Annotated in this window: 16 protein-coding genes; 9 read left to right on the forward strand and 7 right to left on the reverse strand. The window is 54.3% G+C overall.

The features are described from left to right. Positions 1 to 65: 65 nt before the first annotated feature. Positions 66 to 992 carry a 4Fe-4S dicluster domain-containing protein gene (locus RC85_RS11455; RefSeq protein WP_068262646.1) on the forward strand — a complete coding sequence of 309 codons (927 nt, stop codon included), beginning with the start codon at positions 66 to 68 and terminating at the stop codon, positions 990 to 992. A gap of 192 nt (positions 993 to 1184) precedes the next feature. After that, positions 1185 to 2447 (forward strand): sulfate reduction electron transfer complex DsrMKJOP subunit DsrP, encoded by a 1263-nt coding sequence (dsrP, locus tag RC85_RS11460; protein WP_068262649.1) that lies wholly within the window; start codon positions 1185 to 1187, stop codon positions 2445 to 2447. Between the two features lie 54 nt (positions 2448 to 2501). On the opposite strand, the gene RC85_RS11465 is transcribed toward dsrP, so the two are convergent. The 7 genes from RC85_RS11465 to RC85_RS11500 all read right to left on the reverse strand — a co-directional run bounded on the left by RC85_RS11465 (position 2502) and on the right by RC85_RS11500 (position 10685). Beyond that, positions 2502 to 3842, reverse strand: coding sequence for a hypothetical protein (locus RC85_RS11465; RefSeq protein ID WP_068262652.1), 1341 nt, complete (start codon positions 3840 to 3842; stop codon positions 2502 to 2504). A gap of 28 nt (positions 3843 to 3870) precedes the next feature. After that, positions 3871 to 4299 (reverse strand): hypothetical protein, encoded by a 429-nt coding sequence (locus RC85_RS11470; protein WP_084422578.1) that lies wholly within the window; start codon positions 4297 to 4299, stop codon positions 3871 to 3873. Next, a complete protein-coding gene (locus tag RC85_RS11475) occupies positions 4296 to 5357 on the reverse strand; it encodes a DUF1559 domain-containing protein (RefSeq protein ID WP_068262655.1) in 1062 nt (353 codons plus the stop codon). The genes RC85_RS11470 and RC85_RS11475 overlap by 4 nt, the downstream gene beginning before the upstream one ends. Positions 5358 to 5561: 204 nt before the next feature. Beyond that, a complete protein-coding gene (locus RC85_RS11480) occupies positions 5562 to 6005 on the reverse strand; it encodes a DUF2946 domain-containing protein (protein ID WP_149752599.1) in 444 nt (147 codons plus the stop codon). Between the two features lie 250 nt (positions 6006 to 6255). Further along, a complete protein-coding gene (locus tag RC85_RS11490; RefSeq protein ID WP_068262664.1) occupies positions 6256 to 7101 on the reverse strand; it encodes a PA4780 family RIO1-like protein kinase in 846 nt (281 codons plus the stop codon). A 130-nt stretch (positions 7102 to 7231) separates the two neighbouring features. Continuing rightward, complete coding sequence (locus RC85_RS11495; RefSeq protein WP_068262667.1) at positions 7232 to 8731, reverse strand: endo-1,4-beta-xylanase; 1500 nt, start codon at positions 8729 to 8731, stop codon at positions 7232 to 7234. Between the two features lie 520 nt (positions 8732 to 9251). Beyond that, positions 9252 to 10685 (reverse strand): IS4 family transposase, encoded by a 1434-nt coding sequence (locus tag RC85_RS11500; RefSeq protein ID WP_068262670.1) that lies wholly within the window; start codon positions 10683 to 10685, stop codon positions 9252 to 9254. A gap of 392 nt (positions 10686 to 11077) precedes the next feature. On the opposite strand from RC85_RS11500, the gene RC85_RS11505 reads away from it, so the two are divergent. The 7 genes from RC85_RS11505 (at position 11078) to RC85_RS11535 (ending at position 18733) form a co-directional block, all read left to right on the forward strand. Continuing rightward, the gene (locus tag RC85_RS11505; protein ID WP_068262673.1) at positions 11078 to 11563 is read left to right on the forward strand and encodes a hypothetical protein; all 486 of its coding nucleotides are present in this window, start codon (positions 11078 to 11080) and stop codon (positions 11561 to 11563) included. A 163-nt stretch (positions 11564 to 11726) separates the two neighbouring features. Then, positions 11727 to 12932 carry a DUF58 domain-containing protein gene (locus RC85_RS11510; protein ID WP_235033432.1) on the forward strand — a complete coding sequence of 402 codons (1206 nt, stop codon included), beginning with the start codon at positions 11727 to 11729 and terminating at the stop codon, positions 12930 to 12932. Continuing rightward, positions 12913 to 15075, forward strand: coding sequence for a transglutaminase TgpA family protein (locus RC85_RS11515; RefSeq protein WP_068262676.1), 2163 nt, complete (start codon positions 12913 to 12915; stop codon positions 15073 to 15075). Before RC85_RS11510 ends, RC85_RS11515 begins: the two co-directional genes overlap by 20 nt. Continuing rightward, on the forward strand, positions 15072 to 16013 hold the full coding sequence (locus RC85_RS11520) for an AAA family ATPase (RefSeq protein ID WP_068262679.1): 942 nt from the start codon (positions 15072 to 15074) through the stop codon (positions 16011 to 16013). Before RC85_RS11515 ends, RC85_RS11520 begins: the two co-directional genes overlap by 4 nt. Next, positions 16013 to 16579, forward strand: coding sequence for a hypothetical protein (locus tag RC85_RS11525; RefSeq protein ID WP_235033430.1), 567 nt, complete (start codon positions 16013 to 16015; stop codon positions 16577 to 16579). The genes RC85_RS11520 and RC85_RS11525 overlap by 1 nt, the downstream gene beginning before the upstream one ends. Further along, positions 16576 to 18174 carry a permease gene (locus RC85_RS11530; protein ID WP_068262681.1) on the forward strand — a complete coding sequence of 533 codons (1599 nt, stop codon included), beginning with the start codon at positions 16576 to 16578 and terminating at the stop codon, positions 18172 to 18174. The genes RC85_RS11525 and RC85_RS11530 overlap by 4 nt, the downstream gene beginning before the upstream one ends. Before the next feature lie 130 nt (positions 18175 to 18304). After that, the gene (locus RC85_RS11535) at positions 18305 to 18733 is read left to right on the forward strand and encodes a carboxypeptidase-like regulatory domain-containing protein (RefSeq protein WP_235033429.1); all 429 of its coding nucleotides are present in this window, start codon (positions 18305 to 18307) and stop codon (positions 18731 to 18733) included. Positions 18734 to 18883: the final 150 nt, after the last annotated feature.

Genomic DNA, 18883 nt, shown 5'->3' on the forward strand with positions numbered 1-18883 from the left:
AACCTGGCCCTGAAAGTTTACTACCTCCGATCTTTCTACCAAAACCTCCGCGAGAGTCGCCCTACATGACCAACCATCCCTCGCTACCGATCATCGAAAACTTTTCGCGACGAGCGGCTGTCAAAGGAGCCTTTGCCACGCTTGGCGCTGGTGCATTCGTCGCGGCAATCTCGCCACTCCGACAAGCCGCCAAGAACACGACGGCGGCGGAGTTCATGCAGCAGCATTACACCGAGCTATCGCCCGAGCAAAAGGACGAAGTGATCGCCCGTCTGGAAGCAGAAACGAAAGAGAAATACGGTGCCGATGTAACGATCGGTGACGACCGCCCGATCCCAGGCACAAAGTTTGTCTATGCGATTAATTTAAGCGTTTGCAACGGTAACGGTAAATGCGTGGAAGCCTGCCACCAGGAAAACAATCACGACCGCGCGACGAATCAGTCCTACATTCGTGTTTTGGAAATGCCCAAAGGTACGATGGATATGGAACAAGGTTCCACGACCTATTCAGGCGTGGTGCCCAAGGACGACAAATTCTATTTACCCGTTCAATGCCAACAGTGCGACGAACCACCATGCGTTGACGTTTGCCCGGTCAAAGCGACTTGGAAAGAAGAAGATGGCATCGTGGTCGTTGATTACAACTGGTGCATCGGATGCCGATACTGCGAAGCTGCGTGTCCGTATCACGCGCGGCGTTTCAATTGGAAGGAACCAGAAGTTCCAGCCAAAGAAGTGAATCCCGACCAGAGCTATCTGAGTAATCGGATTCGTCCGGTCGGCGTTGTTGAAAAGTGTACGTACTGCCTGCATCGAACTCGTCGCGGAAAACTGCCCGCATGCTTGGAAGCCTGTCCAACCGGTGCTCGCGTCTTCGGCAATATCCTGGACAAGGATTCCAACATTCGTTGGATCCTGCAAAACAAACGTGTCTATATCCTCAAAGAAGAACTCGGGACCAAGCCAGCGTTTTTCTATTACTTCGATTAAGGGAGAGGAAGTTGACGCAGAGACGCTAGAGGCGGAAAGACGCAGAGGAGAAGAGCGACTGGAGCAACGCAGAGATGCCTGCCTAAGCTAGTGTCTTTTCTTTGCGATGATACCGCCCCACAACCTCTGCGTCTCCGCGTCTCCCCGCCTTTGCGTTAAATCATTCTGCGTCAAATACTCCTGAAAACAACCATGAGCAGCATTCCAGCATCGCCGATCGAAAACGAAACGCACATCACCAGCTATCCGAAATTCATCGGGCGTTCGCTGTGGCTTGCCACCGAAGGGTCGTTCGCGTTTTATGCGTGGATGACAGCCTTGACCGCAGTGTTCTTGGTCGGTGCAAATGCGTGGGCGAACCAAGTTGCCGGCGGAATGATCGGCACCAACATGACCGACCAGGTTTCTTGGGGACTGTACATCGCGAACTTCACGTTCATGGTTGGCCTAGCCGCCGGTGGAGTCATGATGGTGATCCCGGCTTACTTGTATCACGATCGCAAGATGCATGACGTCGTCATCATTGGTGAACTGTTAGCGATCGCCGCAATCGCGATGTGTTTGATGTTCGTGATGGCTGACCTAGGCCGCCCTGATCGGTTTTGGCACATGGTGCCGGGCATCGGAAAGTTTAATTGGCCGATTTCGATGCTGACCTGGGACGTGATCGTCCTGAATGGTTACCTGCTGATCAACATGCATATTTGCGGCTACCTGCTCTACATGAGATTCCTTGGTCGCAAGCCCAACCCAGTCTGGTACGTGCCGTTTGTCATGCTGTCGATTGTTTGGGCGATCTCAATTCACACCGTGACAGCGTTCTTGTATTGTGGCCTTGGTGGACGACCGTTTTGGAACACTGCCCTGCTTGCGCCGCGTTTCTTAGCGTCCGCGTTTGTTTCCGGCCCAGCGTTCATCATCGTTGCGATGATCTTTATTAAGAAACTGACAGGAGTTGGTGGACTTGATCAGCCGATCGGGACGCTAACGAAGATCATTCGCGTAACAATCCTGATCAACTTACTAATGGTTGCATCTGAGCTTTTCACCGAATTTTACACCGGCGGTTCTCATGTCAGTGCAGCGAAGTATCTGTTCTTTGGTTTGCATGGAAAGACCGCGCTGGTGCCGTGGACTTGGACCGCGATCGCGATGAATTTGATCGCGGCGTTATTGTTTCTATGGCCAGGCGTGTTGATGTTTAAGTGGAGACCCGTATTGGTCACCGCTTGTGTGATGGCGTTCGTCGGAGCATGGATCGAAAAGGGCATGGGCCTGATTGTGCCGGGGTTTATCCCCAGCACGTTGCACGAGATTGTCGAATACGTGCCTAGCCAATTGGAATGGAAAGTCACGGTCGGAATCTGGGCATTCGGCCTGATGATTTTTACCATCGCAATCAAAACGGCCTTGCCAACGTTGAAACGCACGGACTTTATCGACAACCAGGACTGATGATCCGTTTCGATATCAAGACGTAGAACGGAATCCATCCCGTTCAATCTTGCCTTATCCACCGATCGCCAACAGTCGCGTTGGTGTTCCGCTTATCGACAATTTCGCTTGCACTGAAAAGTCCGCCAGCGACACAATCCAGATGCTTTGGTCACCTGGATTGGTAATCGCGATCCGGCGTCCGTCGGGTAGCAAAACCGCGTCATGATGACCCGCGTGAGGTCTAATGTCATTGCGTCCGACCGCAATGGTGGTTTTGATAACGGCGTCAGAAAAATCGCCATCGCGATTGGGATCCAAGGCGACCACGATCAACTCGTCGGTTTCCGGCTTCTCTTTGGATTCAGCAAACATGCAAGCCAGCGGGCCGTGGGATCTCGTCTGCATCGGGATCGGAGACATCACTGATTGGCCTTCGGGCAGATCCAGGCTGACTTCGATCAGAGCAGGAATCTGATCGGCCGCATTCAATACGCAAAGCTTCGCTTGATCGCCTTTGCCCGACGTAAAGATCACATGACTTTTCAGATTTGCAAACGCTCCTGTGCGAAGCGGCTTGTCATCGGCGTCTTTTCCAAGCGAAAGATGGTTAACGGTTACCGTTTCTGAATTCGCAGACATTTCACGATCGGCTTCCACCCAACACACACCCTCCGACGGAGCAAAAAATGCTTTGCCGCTGTTGATCGTTGCCCCATGCAGGCCGCCAGTCGGACAAGCAATCGTGTATCGCTGTCCCGAATTTTCACCCAAGCCGATGACGTCGATTCGCCCAGCGTTCTCGCCGACCGGTGCGATCCAGGTCGCATAGGCGACTCGGTCTTCTTCCACCGCCAACGTAATGTGACCGCTACCGCCATCGAAGAACGCTGCAGCCTGCTCAGCCGTTTTCGCTTGGCGAATCGAATCGGCGGATGCAATCGTGAATCCGTTGTTCTTGTCGATGGCTAGCACGAACGATTTTCCGTAGCGGTAGACGTGCGCGGGATTGCCTTGCGTTTCATCGATGATCTGCTGAGCGACCGACGGAGCCTCATTGAACTTCCAATGCGAGTGGTCGCCATGTGGTTCTTCGATTGCACCGCTTTCGATCGCGACCCAACCACTGCCGAATGTTCCTTCGTTATTGTCGTGAACGCCGACGATGATCAAACCGTCGTCGTGTCTCATTTGGACCAACGATTGTTCATCCGGATCCAGTTCTGGAAACTGATCGATGGTTGCCGGGGCCAAGTGAAAGCCTTCTGCGTTCTTCTTTAGATCGCCCCATTGAAGGCTGGCACTGGAATCGTCCTGCCAAAAAAGACGGGCTAAGGTTCTGCCTTGCGCCTCGGCGCTGGTCGCGGTGAAAAGTGCCCCAAACCAAAGGGACAACGTGACTACGGTTTTGAACATGATTAAATCTTTTGTTGAATTTTTGAGACTAAAGTGGCTTCACGGAGCCCGATGGAAGCTCGATTTCTTGAACGAGCTGGCTGCTAAACGGCGGCAGTTCCAACTTGGTTCTGCTGCGTTTGATGACACGCGAATCTAAGATCCATCCACCGTCGCTGACCGATTCCAGAGTCACGAAATACGGACTTGGTTCCGGTGACGGCAGGTCGCGAAAAACAGCTTGGCCGTTGTCATCGGTGATTGCTTGCGATAACACTGGTCCATTGCGATCGCCGTGCAAACCAACTCGAACGTCGGCAAGCGGTCTTCCCTGATAGCGAATGACGACCCTTTCGGATTCGACGTCGCTTTCTTCAGGGATCGGTTCACAACCTGCGATCAAGCAGGGCAACAAAATTCCGATTGCCGCGACCATCATTCCATGGCTGGCTTTGCGAATGTGCGGTTGGAAGATCATGGCAGCGTCACAACCTCGCGTCCGTCTCGTGAAAAGATTGCGTGATACAGGTCACGATCAATCGAATCAGTTAAGAAATGAACGCTGCCGTCGAGCATCGCATGGTGGCTTCCGCCGTTGTGATACGAGCGTGACGAATAGAAACCGCGTCCATGGATTCCGATATCCGGGATTCGCGAGTTCGGTGTCATGTATCCGTTGATGACGGTCGCATACGGGACGCCGCGAATCCAAGATTCGCCTCGGTTACCTCGATAGGATGTAATTCTTGCTGGAAAGATGGTGTCCAGGTCAGGATTCTCGATCAGTGTTCCGCCGTCCAGAAAACCTGGGTTTGGCGCGACGTTTCCTGACGTGCCGCCCCAATTAGCGACGCGGCGATGCGGCCCGGAAGGTGATGGTTCGTTCAATCCACTGGTTTGATCGCCGAGCACTGTTTCGGCCAGCAACACGGTATGGCTAGTTCCATCGAGACAATCCTCGAATCCGGCCCACGAGTCCGTCCACACCATTCCGTCGGTGCGATACCGATCGTCGTAGTGCGTGTCAGTACCGCTGCCGTAGCTGAACATGTAACTGAGCCCGCCCGAGGTTCCCGGTGTACCATCGTTGAAGGTGGTGGAGAAGTTTGGATCCCCGACATCGCTGGGACAAAGGAACGTCGGCACGACCGATTCGACAGCGTTGCGAAGGTCCGGGTTAAAGCGTGCCATCCAGGCCGGGCCAAGCAAAAGCGGTGCATCGTAGTCAATCAAATCGTTCAATCCGGCTTGTTCGATGAACGGCAAAATTCGGGCCTGCACCGAATAGCTGCTCGATCCCGTCATCGCGGGAATCTTCTTGAATGCACTTTCGTAGTTGTGCGTTGCCAAAGCGATTTGCTTCAAGTTATTGCCGCACGACATTCGTCGCGCGGCCTCGCGGGCTGCCTGGACGGCCGGCAGCAGCAGTCCAACCAGAATGCCGATGATGGCAATTACGACCAGCAATTCGACGAGGGTAAAGCCGTCACGGCGTGTTCGATACTTTGTTTTAAGTGTCATGAATTTAAGTGTCATGGGTTTGATAATTCTTAAAGGTGCTTGAGCGCGGAGTGGTAGAAGAGCCCCGCGCATGACGTACGAATCGCTTGACACGGCTTTGGTCGGACCGGTTGTCGAACGACCGCGCACGCACACGCGGGGCAAAGGATGCAGATCGCCATAGAACGGAATGAATTCCGTTTTAAGTTGGGAGTCTGCTACCGAGAAAACTACAGCGGATTAGGCAACAACTGCTGGCGGCCCACGAGAAGGCGGCAATGAAAGAAGGCTTGCGATACCATCCAGACGAGTCGCCAGCACGATACGCTGGCAAGCAGGTTCAGAAATCGGCAGCGTGAAAGAAGCATCGCCGAAAGCACATGGCGTCGCGAGCGACAAACAGATCGAGCAGGAATCTGAATCGTGTGGCGGGCCCGGTTGTTGGGACTGATCGCCTTCGATTGGATTCGCTTCAGCGTTGTCATCCGCTGGTCCACCGTGATGGTGCGAGTGACCGCAACACGCGTGATCGCTAACGACAGTCCGGCAAGCCGTCGCCTTGCATGCGATATCACCGCACGCACCATCTTTGCAAGTTGCAACGTGCAGCCAAGCAAACGCGTGCCCAAGTACCAGCAAGGCACATAGCGACGAAACGAGAAGCTTTTGGCGTAATGAAGCCACGAATCACACAAACGGGAAAAGTTTTCAAACGTTAAAATTGTCCGACCAAAGACTCGCAAATGCAATACGTTTGCAAATGGAACTCAGTTCGTCAATCGCATGACATTCCAAAAAATTTACAAGCGATCAGCGACGAAATGCCATTCACGGTCGAACGTCCCCAAAAAGCTCCCCAAAAGCGAAGTTCACTCGGTCGCGTTTCATGCTTGTATAGAAATTGCACCTTCAAAACTTACGTTTCGGAATGCGATTAACCGTTTTCCATTCGGTCTTGTCTCGCCAACTCTTCTTCGTAGGCGAAATCGATCATGTCCAAGACGGAATCGACGTCGGCGGCTTTGGTTGAGAATTTGAATTTTCCGGTCAGTTTTAAGTCCGGTGTCAGTTCGCTTTTTTCGTGGAGCTCCCACATTTCATCGGCGTAGTGAGTGTTCGCTAAATGCGGTGCAAACTGCGCGTAGTATTGCGTGATGTTGCGAACGTCGCGTTGCAACATTGCTTTCGCATTATTGTTGCCCGATGCATTGACGACCTGCGGAAAGTCGATGATCACTGGACCGGATTCGTCTTGCAGAACATTGAATTCCGACAAGTCGCCGTGAACCAAACCGACACACAGCATCCGCAGCACATAATTCATGACGGTCGCGTGATCCCTGACGGCCTGCTCGGCTGACATGGAAATATCATTCAGCCGTGGTGCCACGTCGCCGTCCCCGTCGGTGATCAGTTCCATCAGCAACACGCCATCAAAGAAACCGTACGCCTTTGGCACTCGCACACCGGAATCGGCTAACTTGTACAACGCATCGACTTCGGCTCGTTGCCACACATCTTCTTGTTGATCGCGACCAAACTTAGAACGCTTATCGATCGCCCTCTGGCGGCGACTGTTTCGGATCTTCCGACCTTCCTGATACTGAACCGCGTTTTTGAAGCTTCGCTTGACCACATCCTTGTAAACCTTGGCGCAGCGAATTTCTTCGCCGCAACGGACCAAAAAGACTTGCGCCTCTTTGCCGCTCATCAACGAGCCCAAAACCTTATCGACAAGGCCATCTTCGATAAGAGGTTTAATGCGCTGAGGGACTTTCAAAATGCTACCGATTCAAGAAGGATCAAAGCTTCTGTAGGAAGGTGAAAAAGATCGTTGCAAAACAACAAGAGAACGCAAGCGGTTGATCGGGGTTTCGTTCTCGGCATCAGACCGGGCGTTGTTTTGAGCTCTATGTCAGAAACTCTTTTCGGACACGAGTCAGGTAGTCGAGCAGTGGTCGCGTGTTGCCTTGTTGGTCGATCAAACCACCATGAGTCATAACATGCGGTTCGGCGTCGCTCCAACTATCCCAAACGATTCCGTGAACGATGTGCTTCGCCAACAAGGTGCGTATCATCGCGCTGGCGACACGTAGTTGTTGAGCCGATGGATCTTCGCTGCTATCCAGATAATTCAATACTTCTGTTGGCGCTGTCGCTTCGCTGTCCGGGCCAATCGCTGCGGGGGCAACCAATTGGACCAACAACGGCATCCCCAATGTCGCCCAGCGGTCGATCATGTGGCCAAAATCGACCGGCGACCGCGGCTGAGTCGCGTTTTCGGCGTAATGCACTCGGCATTCAAGCCCAATACCCGCCATCCCCAATCCGCTGCGGACCATCGCGTCGGCAAATTGCAGTGGCGAAATCCCGTCGCGATCCTTCGCAAGGTATTCACCGAACGGTTGATCGAACGACATGATCGCCGGAGTATTCGGATCCGTTCGCCTGACTGCTTGTAAAATCCCAATCGCCAAACGCATCGCTTGTTCATCATCAAGCGGAAGTGGGCCAGGAGTGTTCAATCCTGTCGCGCAGTTCCAAAGCTGGACCTTGCCACGGAACTTAGCAACCGTCGTTTCGACAAAGTGGACCGCGGCTTTCAACAACGATTCAAAGTCTTCATCAAACAAATACAACCAATGCGGCATCATCCGGGTGCGGAAATCGATCAGCGGGCCACCAACGACGCGCATCCCTTGATTGGTGAAGTACTGGATCGTTTGTTCCGCGTCATCGAAATGAAAACTGCCCGAGTCGGTTTCAATCTCAGACCAACTCAACCGCACCGCAGCGGTGTTGAACGCGGATACGAATGCGTCGGCGTGAGGCGAATCGATGGGCGACGGCGGAATCACTGTGGCCGCCATCAAGGTTCCAATTTGTGGTTCACGTTGTTTGCGATAGGCAATCGACTGCACGCTGTAAGATTCACCAAGATCATTGATCGCGGATTCCAACAACGTGATCGCCCGGATCGCGGCAATCGCACTTCGGTTGGGATCGCCGCGTAATCCGGCAGCCTCCAAAAAGGCGCTGGTGCCCCGTTCAACCAGATCGTCAAATTGGTCAGAAATCGTCAGCCCGGCACGTTGCCATGTGTCCGCCTGGATCCGAGCTCGGTAACACGATCCGCGAGCAAATTCTAGCGGCAATTGGTGCGGTTCATCTGGCAAACATCGCAAGCTGCAGGTGCTGAGCACTCGATTGCCGATCCCTGGAACCGGGCAAGTCATGTGCAGTTTTCCCGAGTTTGAAATCTCGCGAGAAATCGTCAACTGCGATCCGTCGAACTGGTTGCGAGACTGAAAGGGCACCCCTTCGATTCCACAAATGTACGCATCTTTCCACAGCGACCGTTCCACAAAGTCGCGTGCTTCTTCGGGGACATCGAACTTAAACTGCCCCATAGGTCGGTGGCTTGGGTGGATAGCGTGTTGCGTGGCGAAAATGAACGAATTTCGGTCTCTTCAGGTTCCCCTTAGAATAATCGCTGAACCTGTTGGACGCGACCGGTCAGAATACTCGGAGGCTGTCGGCCCTCCGGGCCTATTCGTTTTTCGTTGTACTAACCGGTGGCTTCGCCACCGGCAAAGGGCTGCCGCCACTCCGTGGCTTGGGGCGCCGACCAGGCCCAGAGGGCCGACAGCACGGTGCCGGTGGCGCAGCCACCGGTGTCCTGATACTGGTTGTCGACCAGGCCCAGAGGGCCGAAAGCCCTTTGCCGGTGGCGCAGCCACCGGTATCCTGCTACTCTTTGCCCATAGTCCCGGGAGGGACGACAGCTCGGTGCGCATGCTCAGTACAGCCGGTGTTGAGTACGACGCGCGACATTTGTGGGATGGATGCTCGGATGCTGTCGGCCCTCCGGGCCTATTCGTTTTTCGTTGTACTAACCGGTGGCTTCGCCCTCGTTGTTATACACAAATCTTATGTCACCAACGGCTGGGATTTTGGGCCGAAACTAATCCAGCACGCACTGATATCATGTAGGCGTTCCATTCCTCGCATGGTTGTGTCGGGACCTGGTTCATCATCACGAGCTCGATCGATGTAGCCACCAAGCCGGGCGATCAAGCGAATCATGATCCGCAGCTTCGGTGGTTCGGCAGGTGGATCTTCCTTCATCACCAATTGGTAGACGGGTTGCCATTCATTTGCGCTGAAAACGCTTTCGCAACTAACATCAGGAAACTCTCGACCGATTCGCGTCGTGTACAGCGTCCGCCATGCGACAATCATCGATACCGCCAAGCATCGCTCAAATCTTTCCAGAGTTTCAAATCGACGTGCTTCAATCCGAGCACCTGACTTTAGGGTTCTGAAAAATATCTCAATCATCCAGCGGATGCAGTAATATGACAGGATCAATTCAATTTCTTCTTTCGTTGACACCGGCATGTTGGTCAGCAACATCCAATCGACCGGAACGTCGCCATCGGGGGCGTTGATTTCGTGCGCCCAAACGACGTTGACGGTTGTATCGCTCAGCTTTCGGTCGGGGCGGTGTGGGCTGCGAAGAGTCACGCTTTGAGCGCGAACTTCCACTTCACACTGCCGAGACTCTCGCGGTTGATTTCGTGCTCGCTTATCGCAGTCGAGTTTCTTTTCACGACCGCGAATCGCAATCGTTTTAGTGTACCGGACGTCGCTTTGGCTTAGTTTTTCTCGCAACAGAATCGACTCAGGGTCGTCATCTTCTATCGTCGCGCGGTCGTAACAACCGCGAATGATCCACTGGAAGTTCTCCGGTGAATCCTTATCAGCGTCGATCACTTCAAAAATGTCCGCCTCACTATCGGCGACCGCGACGATCTTGGTTTCGGGATACTGTTCTGCTATCTCTTGAGCGTGCCGGTGGGTTTCGAGCCAACGCAGAGACTCCTTCTCTTCGATGGGAAGTTGCTTGCGGTCTTTGGCTTTAGACGGGCCGCTTTCTCGTGTCCAAAGCTCCGCACAGAGGGTGCCCAGTGGCGTCCCGTTGGGTGTGAAGGCGACCAACGGGTGAAGCAACTCTCCGAAGCGAGCGTTTCCATCGAGTGGCCCGGCTCCTTCGACCTGAACCTTTGGACGTGTCAGGTCGAGTTCGGACGTGTCATGGCCGAGGATCGCTACTTCTTCTTGGCTCAGCCGCTTGTAGGTGGAATCAATATGCGGCTCAAGAATGTTCTCGAATCCCATTCGGTCGTTATCGAACAGACGGTAAGCGGCAGTCGTTTCGTTGTGCCCACCATTGGCCGATGCTGGGATGCTCTTGCTTGGCGTTGCGGCCATCATCGAGAGTACTTCTCGAAGTCGATCATTCAACCGCTTGTCTCCCACATCAGTAGACTCCAATTCCTCGACCACCCAATCGCTGACCATCGCATCGCTCCATCGCGCGTTCTCTGTTGGTAACTTTCACGTCAGCAACAGCTTAGGTGATCGCAGGCCAAACCACAGCCGCAATTCCCGCACGCCAGATTTGTGTATAACAACGAGGGCGTCAGCCACCGGTCCACGGAAAAAGCGAATCCAATAGCCCAGAGGGCGGCAGATTGCCTTCGTTGTGTCGCCCTCTGGGCTAGCGGTTCTTGTCTCAATCATTCCGGTGGCTGATCCCGCCAACCTGTGCTAAAGCCGCATTTCGCTCCACTCAATGCAGCACAACGATTCGCGTTCGTTCCGGTGGCGAACAAAAACAATTGACACGGCGTAAGCAAGCATGGACAATCAGTTTATCCCTGGTCGGACCGCTAAACCTTAACTTGCACGTCATGCGTGAGCGGGATCCGTTCAATAACGCTGGAAACCGACCGTTGAAGTCGTCTCGAATCCTAACCGTTTACATCATTCTGGCTGCGTTGTTATTTGGCAATGTCGCGGGCTGGGTTCACGTCGGATGCTCGGGACATCACTCTGGATGCTGTGCAACCAAGCTGGACAATGCTTGCGCGGAAACTTCCAGCAGTCGTTCTTGCTGCAAGCACGATCATCGTGATGCTTGCTGTTCAAAAGAATCGGAACAGGCCGAAAATCAGGCCAATGATCCGGCCTCGGAACTGCCCGCCCCGCAGCACGATGCTGACCGGTGTGCGATCTGCCAAAACTTCTTTGCTTCGCGCGAAGCGATCATGCTCGAGTACGTTATTACTCAGATCGAGCCGCTGACGATTTGCGATGAAGTGGCTTTCGCAGACGACGTTTTCACGTCGAACCATCTTTCCAGCAGCCAAACGGTACGGGGACCGCCGCGAGTTTGAGCCGAGTGGCCGATCAGTTCTTCCTTTGTAGTGGATCTTGCTAAAGACCTCTGCTGCCGTGGTCTTTTTCAAGATCCAACGTGGATTTTTCTGAGCGGCCAATCGCCCAACTCTCGCGATGTTTCTGACCCCTGTTTTGTTCTCGTACCTAAGGTGCGCTATCATGGCGACAGCCCATGAAGTGCCCAGTTCGGCAAGTTGGTTGTCTCGTTTGATGACGACCGACTTTTGCCCCTGGGCGAATCGTTTTGTGTATTGGTTGAAAGAACCGATTGGTTGGTTCGTTCTTGCGACGGCAGTCAGCGTTCTGATTGGTTTGTACTTTAGCCCGATTGGTTGGACGTTGGCCGCATCGCTGACCGCGATCATGGTTGTGGGCATGGCGTGGCCATTGATCGCGATTCACGTCACGACTTGCCAACTGCATCCCGAAATCGATTGCGTTCACGAAGATGACGCGTGTCGGATGTTGGTGTCGGTTCGCAATCGTGTTCCCGTTCCCGTTTGGGGTTTGGCTGTCGAAGGCTATCTCGATTGCGACAACGACGACGCGATACCGACCGTCGGTTTAGCGTGCGTGCCACCGCTTTGCACCAGCGATTTTGGAATCACGGTCAATCCTTCGCTTCGAGGTCGTTACCCGATTCAAACGCCCCACGTTTCTTGTTCATTCCCGTTTGGAATCTGGACGGCGCGGCGAAACCTAACCACGACCAAGTCGCTAACGGTTTGGCCGAAGGTGTTTCCGATCAGTGGAACTTGCCCGATCGTTGGCGTTGCCAATGCTGAACAGGGCGAAGGAAGCCGCGGTGGCCGGAGCGGCGATTTCGTTGGCGTGCGAGCGTACCGACGCGGCGATTCGGCCAAGCACATCAACTGGGTCGCCTCGGCACGAGTCGATTCGTTGGTGGTCACCGAACGCGGCGGTCCGCAATGCGTCGAATTGGATGTCTTGGTCGATACGTTTTGCCGAGGCACACGAGATCAATTGGCCGACCGAATTCGTGTCGCCGCCAGTGTGCTGGTCAATCTGCATCAGTCGAACGTTCCCATGCGAGTGACGATTGGTTCGCAGCGGTTGCGATTGTCATCCGGCAGCAAAGGCCGCCGGCAGATCCTGGATGCGTTGGCGGACGTTCCGGCCGATGGAAGTGAAAAACCGATCGAGCGGGCCGCGATCGGCCGCCATGCAGTGATCGAGTTTTCGTCGAACGATTCAGGCCAGGAAATCGTACGCATGATCGACCCGCGTGGAGGTCGTCGAGCCGGTGGCCGTTTGCTGACGAAGCAAATTCGTTCAGGCGAAACGTTGGGAACCCAAGTGCGAGAATTCTGGACGGAGGTGCGAGATGCCGATGTCGCCGCGTAAACGAAACGAAACAATTCTGATGGCCATCCTGGCAATCGTCTCGGTCGTTCCGCTGCGGTTCTTCGTTGAATCGCGAAGTTGGTTTTTGGCGGAAATGGGAATGCTGATTGCGTTACTTGCCGTTGCGGAAGTCGTCAAGACTTTCGGCTCACCCGGTAACGCAAAACCGAAACTCCTGACGAGTTCCGCGATAACACTACTCGCCCTCACCCCCGTCCTATTCGCCGTTCTCGCTCGTGCATTTGGATCGCCAATTGCCTTTGAGATGTCAGCATTGACCACGTTCGGATCGACCTCGCTAGCCATCGCATTGTCCGCGACTAGCGATCGCACCCGAGCGATGTCACTGGTGATCAGCGGATTTCTGGTTCTATTCACGACTTCGATTTCTGACGATCCCCGCGCGGTTTGGTTGGCCATTGCGTGGATGACCGTTTGCGTTTGGCACCTGGTGGCAAATCACTGGGAAAGACTCGACCTCTGCTTGCCCGATTCGGTTCGACCCACCATCGGTGTGCGACCGGCCAGCGTCATGTTTGCAGTCGTCTTGTGCATCGTTGGCGGCTTGGTCGTTCGCGATCGTTTTAGCCAATCTAATCGTCTTGCCTTCGGATTCATGCCCAGTAGTGGCGGATCAAAATGGTCCGACCCAGCGGCTCGATCGGGCATCGGAACCGGCGATGCGGCGATCGCAGCGAAAGACCATGCGGAATCGTTTGGCGCGGTCGAATCAGAGATCTTTCTCGAATCCACCGAGTCAACATTATTCGACATGTTTAACGACACGATCGGCGAACCCAAAAAGAAGAACAAATGGGAACGTCGACAAGCGATGAACAACGACAACTTCATTCCGTCGCACGAACAGGCGTCGAAAAGCGAGAAGGGCGGATCGTCGTTTAGCACCGATCGAATGCCGCCAAAGAAGCATCACCATTTTGACGATGCCGTCGAAGCCGCGGTCGTTCAGTGGGACGGTCCAACAGGAATTCGGTTGGCGATGGAACGTTTTGATACGTTCGATGGCGTGGACTGGACGAACACGGCGAACCTAGCCGATGCAACCTTGCAGCGAACCGAAATCGACGACGCGGTTTGGTTCTTTGATCGAAGACTGCAGTCCGCGGTGTTTGAAAACAGCGATGCAGTGCAAGTCAATCTGCTGAAGGTTCTGCGTCTTGATACGACTCGCCTGCCAGCGCCGATGATGACTGCCGGTCTGCACATCAAAGACGTCGATCGTCAAGACTTCTTTGGAATCGATGACGACGGTTCGCTGTTCATGCCCGGTCGCGAAAAAGTGCCTCCGCTGACGGTGGCACACTTGGCTTCGCTTTGCGTGATGGAAGATGAACTGATCGACGGCGCGGCAGACTACGAAGGCTTGAAATCAATCATTCAAGATCTTCGCACCAACTTTACGCTCGACCGAAACAGTTCTACGAACACCGACGATCCTGTCGCCGAGTTTCTTCGCACTCGTCGTGGCGGCGATCATTTGTTTGCGACCGTCGCGGCATTGAAGGCTCGCGAGATCGGGTTCCAGTCACGAATCGTGACTGGTTTCTACGTGCGGCCAAATTCGTTTGACATTGCTGCGGGGCACTCCAACGTGACGCCGGACGACGTTCATGTTTGGGCCGAAATCCGGCTCGAAGATGGTCGTTGGTTCGAGGTTGAACCGACGCCGGGATATCGCGAACCGGTCTACACGCCGTCGATGTGGTTGGTCGCTAAACGCTTTGCTGCCGAGCATTGGACGCACGGCTTAGCGATCGCCGGCGTGTTTGCATTTCTGTTCTTTACCCGCTTGATTTGGATCGAATGGTTGCTGTCACTGGGTTGGTCGTTGTCATGGCCGCTCGGTCGTCAGCGCCAGCTTCGTATCGCGATGGGGATCGTGGAAACGCGAGCGAAACTGATCGGCCAGCAGCGTCCCGCCGGTACTCCCCAACGAGACTGGATGGAGTCATTGGTCGCTTCGGACATTCACCTTCGCGATCGTGTGCGAGAGTTCTGTAATGACGCCGACAAAAGCATTTTCGGTGGCAGTGGTACGATCGACCGCGATCGTTTGAGCGGTGTGGTTCGAGGTTTGAATTCGCGACAGATGAAACAAGTAGTGAATGGTGCAAAGGCATGAGTGTAGTAATGGAAAACGAAACGCAAGCAGCACTGACAACCTTGCGTGAGCAACTTGGTCGTGTCTTGCTAGGTAAGGCCGAACCAATCGAGTTGGTGATCGCGTGTTTGCTGGCCCAAGGACACTTGTTGCTGGACGATCTGCCGGGAACCGGGAAGACGACACTGGCAAAGGCACTGGCCGAATGTTTGGGCGGTCGTTTGTCGCGTGTCCAATGTACGCCGGACTTACTGCCCACTGATGTGACAGGCTTCAACCTATTCAACCAGAAGACTCGCGAGTTCGAGTTCCATGCCGGCCCTGTATTCGCCGACGTTTTGTTGGCTGACGAATTGAACCGCACGACGCCGCGGACGCAGAGTGCGCTTCTGGAAGCGATGGCGGAACGACAGGTGACGATCGATGCCGTTCCGCACCGTTTGTCAGAAACCTTTTTTGTCATTGCGACTCAAAACCCAATCGATTCGCACGGAGCGTATCCGTTGCCTGAGGCTCAATTGGATCGGTTCACGATCAAGCTGCAACTCGGTTACCCCGATCGTGACGCGCAGCTTGGGATTTTGGAAAACGCTTCGCAACCGGACCGAAACAGCGATGAACCGCACAACATTTTGTCGCTTCCGGATTTGCGAAAGATCCAACAACAAGTGCAGTCGATCACGGTTCATCCGCGAGTCCGCGAGTACCTTGTCGATCTGGTCGAGGCGACGCGGAATGACGCATCAATCCAATTGGGCGTCAGTCCACGTGGCATGTTGCATTGGCAACGAATCGCTCAAGCGTGGGCGGTGCTGCAAGGTCGCGACTTTGTCACACCAAGCGACGTGGCCAAAGTCGCCCACCCAGTGTTGTCGGTCCGTTTGCTGACCACGACCGATGACGTTGATTCGGTGATTGATCGAATCATGCAACAGATCCCTGCACCGGAGTACAAGTGATGAAATCTTCTCGTAGCGTAAGTCGCCAAGACTTTCGGATATCAGCCGCGCACTCGATGCCGAAACTCTTGGCGAGTTCCGCTACGTTGTTGGTGGGGCTTATTTTCGGCTGCGGGCCGCAAGACGACGCCCCCAAAGCATCGCACTTCGAGCACGACCATATCGTCGCGTCACACTGGCCGAGCGACCTAGCCGACGCGGCAGTGAAGATTCGCGAGCGTCTCGTTTGGATCGACACTGGCGAGGTGCCTGAACATCATGCAGAAGATGACGACGATCACCATGACCATGACGAACATGATCATGATGAAAAACATGATCCAGAAACCGAGATCTTCGATCTAGTTTCTTGGGTTCCAGAAGTCGCCGCCGATACGAACCTTTCTGAAGCGGATTGGTTGCCGCTGTATCACGCTGCGGAATCGTTGATGGTCAATCTGCGTGCGGCCAATGAGGGCCTGAGCAGCGAGAATCGATCACAACTCGAATCGTTCTGCCAATTGATTGATGAGACCTCGAAGAAAATTCCCGAACGTATCGCTAGCTTGCAGGTGACGTCGCCATGAGTCAATCAATTTCAGTGATGTTGCTTGGTGGCTTGATTCGCATGCTGCAAGGCTTCGCTGCAGCCGCGCCGACGTTGCTGGTCGGTTTGCTGATCGCGTCGATCCTTCGCTATTATCTTGGCAGCACCGGGACGCGGCGGTTGTTTGGTGGCGAGAGTTTGCGTTCGCTGCCGCAGTCATGGTTGGTCGGCATGTTGTTGCCCGTTTGCTCGATCGGCGTGTTGCCGATCCTGTTTGAAATGCGACGGGCCAAGGTCAAACCTGGTGCCATGTCGGCGTTCGCATTATCGGCACCCTTGTTCAATCCGCTGTCGCTGTTGTACGGCCTGACACTCAGCCGTCCGCTAGTGATCATCCTGTTTGCACTGGGGTCATTGGTGGTGGTGACGACGCTGGGTCTGATTTGGGATGCGTTGTCAAAAATGGCCGAGCAAAAAACGCTGGTCACGGACGAGGAAGAAACAAATCCAGATCATCTGATCGGGCTGCGTCGTGTCTTTGCAACGGTCGTCCATTTCGCTCGCGAAACCACGGGCACCACGATGCTAATCACGGTGGCTGCGTTGTCGGGACTGGCATTGCTGGCTGCCGTATTGCCCTACGGTGCGATGCAACATGAAGTCGAACGTGACGATTGGTGGGCACCGCTGAAGATGTTGTTCGTTGCGGTACCGGTCTATGCCACGCCGATGTTGGCGATGAGCCAAATGGGCATGATGTTTCAACACGCCAATTCGCCTGGAGCGTCGTTCACGCTATTGATTTTGGGTGCGGGGATGAACTTCGCTACGCCGGTTTGGTTCGGACGGAATTACGGATGGAAAGCCGCATCGTTGTGGTTGGCATCGCTATTGGTGATCGTGTTGGGTTTGTCCTACGCGATCAATAAACCGCTAGTCCCGCCGGGCGTCGAACCGGCTGGGCACACGCATGCGTTTGATATCTATGCGAATCCATTGTCGGACTATCATTCGCTGAATCTGCAAACCGTTCGGGACACGGTTAGCAAAGAATTGGACGTCAGCGTCGTCGCGTCGCTGGTTGTGTTGGGGATCGTTGTCGCCGCAGGCCTGGTGTTTCGGCTGTTGAAGATCAACGAAACGTCACTGATACAAAATGCGAAAGCGGGCTCGTTCGCGTCTTCGCTGCAAAACGAAGATGCGAAGCCTCGTAGCGGTTTGGATGTCGTCGTTCCACCGGGTGTGATCGGTGCGACGATGCTGGCGGGACTGGTCGCGCTTAGTGTCGTTGCGTGCTACGCGTACTATCCTTCGCCGAGTGAATGCCTGGAAGAAATTGGCGCGGCACGGGCGGAATGTCTGTCAGCCGCCAATAGCGGGCAGGTTGAACATGCTTTGTTTTGGCTGCCGATTTGGGAGGATTGGAGCCGGCGGTTGGAAGTCGGCACGTTCCTGCGGACCGGTCAGGTTCGTCCGTACCAGCGAATGCAGGGCTACCTGATTCGGAAGAAATTAGAAAATCTGGAGCACGAACTTGAGCATGATCCGTTCGAACCGGACGAAACCAAGCGGGTTGTGCGGGATATTCTGGCGACAAATTCCCGTTGGGTCAGCTCATTTCGGGCTTCAAAGTGACCGACGATCCTGAGGCAACTAGAATCGTGATTGGTTGCACTCCTTCGTAGAATACTCGGTTTATGTTGAATCTAAAAAAACGTCATTCACGCAGTTGCAGGTTGATTGAATTTCTGGTGGAGCGAGTGCATTGAAAGATTGCCTTCCTCTAAAGACGATCTTCGGAATCGCCATTGCGCTGACCATTCTGGTTAGCGGTTGCGGAAGTCCCGTCGGTACCTACGAAGGCCGCGTTCTCTTTGACGACGGCAGTCCAGTGCAATCGGGAAGCGTTGAATTCAGATCGCTCGCCGACGGTTCGCGTTACGCCAGTCGCATCGCGGCCGATGGCAAATTTGCGTTGACCGACCAAGACGGTGATGTCGGTTGCCCACCGGGCGACTATGAAGTCGTGGTGGTCCAGATCGTTCTCACCGAAGACTTGGCCGCCGAAGCCCACGATCACGGCCACACCGTCCCACGCCGCTACGCCGACTACTACACCAGCGGCCTGCGAGTCACCAATGCCAAAGATTCCGAGTTGCCTTTATCGATCACGTTGGAAACAAGCGACGGCTGATTGCCTAACAAGCAGAGCGAGGACAAAGGAGCGTGGATAAAGGTTAGGGGGTAGTTTTCAGGATTGAAACTCACAACGGCTAACAAAACCGATGCATCGCCCCCTTCTCTTTTTCCTAGCCCAAGAATTGAAGGTGAATACTCTAATGAA

This window comes from Rubripirellula obstinata, from assembly GCF_001642955.1.
GTDB lineage: Bacteria > Planctomycetota > Planctomycetia > Pirellulales > Pirellulaceae > Rubripirellula > Rubripirellula obstinata.

Coding starts and splice junctions, on each gene's coding strand:
- RC85_RS11455 (WP_068262646.1), top strand. CDS start 66: ATGACCAACCATCCCTCGCTACCGATCATCGAAAACTTTTCGCGACGA.
- RC85_RS11465 (WP_068262652.1), bottom strand. CDS start 3,842: ATGTTCAAAACCGTAGTCACGTTGTCCCTTTGGTTTGGGGCACTTTTC.
- RC85_RS11495 (WP_068262667.1), bottom strand. CDS start 8,731: ATGGGGCAGTTTAAGTTCGATGTCCCCGAAGAAGCACGCGACTTTGTG.
- RC85_RS11470 (WP_084422578.1), bottom strand. CDS start 4,299: ATGATCTTCCAACCGCACATTCGCAAAGCCAGCCATGGAATGATGGTC.
- RC85_RS11500 (WP_068262670.1), bottom strand. CDS start 10,685: ATGGTCAGCGATTGGGTGGTCGAGGAATTGGAGTCTACTGATGTGGGA.
- RC85_RS11530 (WP_068262681.1), top strand. CDS start 16,576: ATGAGTCAATCAATTTCAGTGATGTTGCTTGGTGGCTTGATTCGCATG.
- RC85_RS11525 (WP_235033430.1), top strand. CDS start 16,013: ATGAAATCTTCTCGTAGCGTAAGTCGCCAAGACTTTCGGATATCAGCC.
- RC85_RS11520 (WP_068262679.1), top strand. CDS start 15,072: ATGAGTGTAGTAATGGAAAACGAAACGCAAGCAGCACTGACAACCTTG.
- dsrP (WP_068262649.1), top strand. CDS start 1,185: ATGAGCAGCATTCCAGCATCGCCGATCGAAAACGAAACGCACATCACC.
- RC85_RS11475 (WP_068262655.1), bottom strand. CDS start 5,357: ATGACACTTAAATTCATGACACTTAAAACAAAGTATCGAACACGCCGT.
- RC85_RS11515 (WP_068262676.1), top strand. CDS start 12,913: ATGCCGATGTCGCCGCGTAAACGAAACGAAACAATTCTGATGGCCATC.
- RC85_RS11505 (WP_068262673.1), top strand. CDS start 11,078: ATGCGTGAGCGGGATCCGTTCAATAACGCTGGAAACCGACCGTTGAAG.
- RC85_RS11510 (WP_235033432.1), top strand. CDS start 11,727: ATGGCGACAGCCCATGAAGTGCCCAGTTCGGCAAGTTGGTTGTCTCGT.